2 protein-coding genes are annotated in these 3364 nt (G+C 44.7%); one reads left to right on the top strand and one right to left on the bottom strand.

The window, feature by feature from the left end:
* Positions 1–35: 35 nt before the first annotated feature.
* Positions 36–3002 (bottom strand): Tn3-like element ISAcsp1 family transposase, encoded by a 2967-nt coding sequence (locus tag N5J47_RS18030; protein ID WP_279961409.1) that lies wholly within the window; start codon positions 3000–3002, stop codon positions 36–38.
* A 94-nt stretch (positions 3003–3096) separates the two neighbouring features.
* Between N5J47_RS18030 and N5J47_RS18035 the strand changes: the two genes are divergently transcribed.
* Positions 3097–3364 (top strand): recombinase family protein (locus N5J47_RS18035; protein ID WP_135897997.1); only part of this gene is annotated, 268 nt, incomplete at its 3' end.

Genomic DNA, 3364 nt, shown 5'->3' on the forward strand with positions numbered 1-3364 from the left:
TAGGGGTCGTCTCAGGAAACGGAAAATATAGCACGCTAAGGTTTTTCAATTGCGCGCAATGGCCTAAATTTTCCACCACCTATCTTGGCTTTGCTTCGCCATAGATAATCCCCAGTTAAATTGATGTGCTCCCACCCCAGCGGTGACAGATATTGCAGCAAGGTATCATCGACTGTGCGACCATGCCCTCGTAGGGCGTTAGTCGCTCTCTCTAAATAAACCGTGTTCCACAATACAATGGCGGCGGTCACTAGATTCAAGCCACTGGCTCGATAACGCTGTTGCTCAAAGCTTCGATCTCGAATCTCACCCAATCGATAAAAGAAAACGGCGCGCGCTAATGCATTACGGGCTTCACCTTTATTTAATCCAGCTTGAACCCGACGGCGTAGTTCTACGCTTTGCAACCAATCCAAGATAAACAGTGTGCGCTCAATACGCCCCAGCTCTCGTAATGCCAATGCCAAACCATTCTGTCGTGGATAACTACCGAGTTTACGTAGCATTAGCGACGCTGTGACAGTCCCTTGCTTGATTGATGCGGCCAGACGCAAAATATCGTCCCAATGAGTACGAATCTGTTTGATATTCAGTGTGCCGCCAATCATGGGTTTAAGTGCGGCATAGTCTATGTCTGACTTTGGAATATAGAGTTTCGTATCGCCCAGATCACGAATTCGTGGTGCAAATCGAAACCCTAGCATGTGCATGAGTGCAAAAACATGGTCGGTGAATCCAGCCGTATCGGTGTAGTGTTCCTCGATGCGTAAATCAGACTCGTGATACAGCAGCCCATCAAGAACATAGGTTGAATCACGAACGCCCACATTGATCAGCTTACTGCTAAATGGTGCGTATTGATCAGAAATGTGTGTATAAAATAACCTTCCAGGCTCTGCGCCATATTTTGGATTGATATGTCCTGTACTTTCAGCTCTGCCACCTGCGCGGAAGCGTTGGCCATCTGATGAGGAGGTAGTGCCATCTCCCCAGTTTTCAGCGAAAGGTTGTTTCAATTGAGCATTCACCAATTCGGCCAATGCCGTTGAATAAGTTTCATCACGGGTATGCCAAGCCTGTAGCCATGAGAGTTTGGCATAAGTTGTACCAGGACATGATTCGGCCATTTTCGTCAGCCCTAAATTAATTGCATCAGCCAGTATGGTCGTGAGCAATAACGCTTTATCCTTCGCAGTGTCATCCGTTTTCAAATGAGTGAAGTGTCGAGTAAAGCCTGTCCATTCATCGACCTCCATTAATAATTCGGTGATCTTGATATGTGGTAACAGCATTGCTGTTTGGTCAATTAAAGTTTGGGCTGTATCAGGAGCCACGGCATCGAGAGGTGTTATTTTTAGACCAGATTGATTGATCATCGCATCAGGCAAATCGTTGGTCGCTGCCATGCGATTAATGATTGCTAATTTCTGCTCCAATAGTGAAAGGCGACTTTGCAAATATAGATCACAATCAGTAGTAATGGTTAGAGGTAACTCATTGGACTGTTTTAGCTGATTAAATTTATCAGCAGTCACTAAATACTCATCGAAGTCTTTGAATTGGCGAGAGCCTTGTACCCAGAGATCCCCAGCCCGTAGCGAGTTTTTAAGTTCAGATAACACACATATTTCGTAATAGCGGCGATCAATACCATCATCGGTAAAGACTAGTCTTGCCCACCGTTTTTTGATAAACGCTATTGGAGCATTAGAGGGGATTTTTCGTGTATTATCAACATTCATGCTGCGGAGCAACTCTACAGCGGCAAGCATATCTTTTGCTGCTGGGGCAGCACGCAATTTAAGTATGGCAAGAAGTTCTGGCGCGTAACGGCGTAAAGTTGCATAGCTCTCGCCAATTCGTGGTAAAAAATCAAAGTCTTCGGGTTGCGCCAGTTTTTCTGCCTCAGTAATACTTGCTGCAAAAGCATCCCATGAAATAACAGTTTCGATGGCGGCAAACGGATCACTGCCATTTTGCTTGGCATCTAGCAAGGCTTTCCCGATAAGCCCATACAAACGCACTTTGTCGTTGATCGCTTTACCTGATGATTGAAATTGTTGCTGGTGTTTATTTTTTGCGATAGCAAATAGCTTTCCAATAATGCGATCATGCAGGTCAATAATTTCGTCGGTGATCGTGGCCATACTCTCCACAACGATTGCTACCAAAGTGGCATATCGACGTTGAGATTCAAATCTGGCCAAATCAGCAGGAGTCATTTGCCCACCTTCGCGAGCAATTTTCAGTAAGCGATTTTGATGAACGTGTTTTCCAATGTCTTCAGGTAGATCGATGGCTTGTAAGCACTTCAGCCGCTCAATGTGCTCAAGCATGTACTTTGAGTTTGGTTTAGCTGGTGACTGTCTAAGCCACCCCAATATTGTCAGTTTGCTGCCCTCTTTACGGTTCAGCAAAGCATCTATATTTTGACGATGAGTTTCTGAAAGTGAGCTCGTCAAAGCAGTATAAATTATGCGGTTGGCAGATGTGATTGCTTCTGCGCAAATACTATCAATTGCATTTATAGCTGGCAAAAGGACTGATTTTTGTCGTAAATTTTCAACGAGAGTTGTGGCTAAAATAAGACCTTTATCTGTCTGAAGGGACAAATCCACCATCATATTGACCGATTGCCGATAGTCACTCAAGGTGAATAGTTTGAACCCAAAAACTTTTTTCAATTCGGCAATATGTTCTCGTCTTGTTTGCTCGCGCTGACCATAATCATTCCAGCAGTCCACTGATATACTAAGTTGAGCAGCCATCATGAAAAGTAAGGGTTTGAATGGTTCGTCGTTAATACCCAATATCACTCCAGGGTAACGCATGTAGCAAAGTTGAATTGCAAAGCCTAGCTTGTTGGATGCCCCTCGATGTTGATGGACTATGGATTTATCAGAATCACTCAGAGTGTAATGCTGAAGCATAAAAGCTCTATCATCTGGAATTTCGAACAGGCTTCCCAATTCCGTGGACGACAAAATAGAATGGCGCGGCATGGCTCATTAGTCCCAAATAAACTAAACTATTAAAGGTACATTATTTTGTACCGCCACGCTTAGCTTTGCGCTGCAATTTCGCAAGGAGGTTCAATTGGGACAGAATGCGGCCATTTATTGCCGAGTATCAACGAACGATCAGTCCTGCGAACGACAGGAATATGACCTACGTGCCTACGCCAATCGTTGCGGCTACGATGTTGTCGGTGTTTGGAAAGAAACTGCATCAGGCAGTAAGGATGAGAGATTGCAAAGAAAATACTTGATGACCATGGCGCAATCTCGTGAAATCGATGCCATCTTGGTGACGGAATTGACACGCTGGGGCAGAAGCACCGTGGATCTCGTACAGTCATTACAAG

The sequence above is a fragment of the Acinetobacter sp. GD03645 genome, from assembly GCF_029845285.1.
Taxonomy (GTDB): Bacteria; Pseudomonadota; Gammaproteobacteria; order Pseudomonadales; family Moraxellaceae; genus Acinetobacter; species Acinetobacter corruptisaponis.

What these genes read in the sequence shown, in the direction of transcription:
- N5J47_RS18030 (WP_279961409.1), bottom strand. Translation starts at nt 3,002, where the DNA reads ATGCCGCGCCATTCTATTTTGTCGTCCACGGAATTGGGAAGCCTGTTC.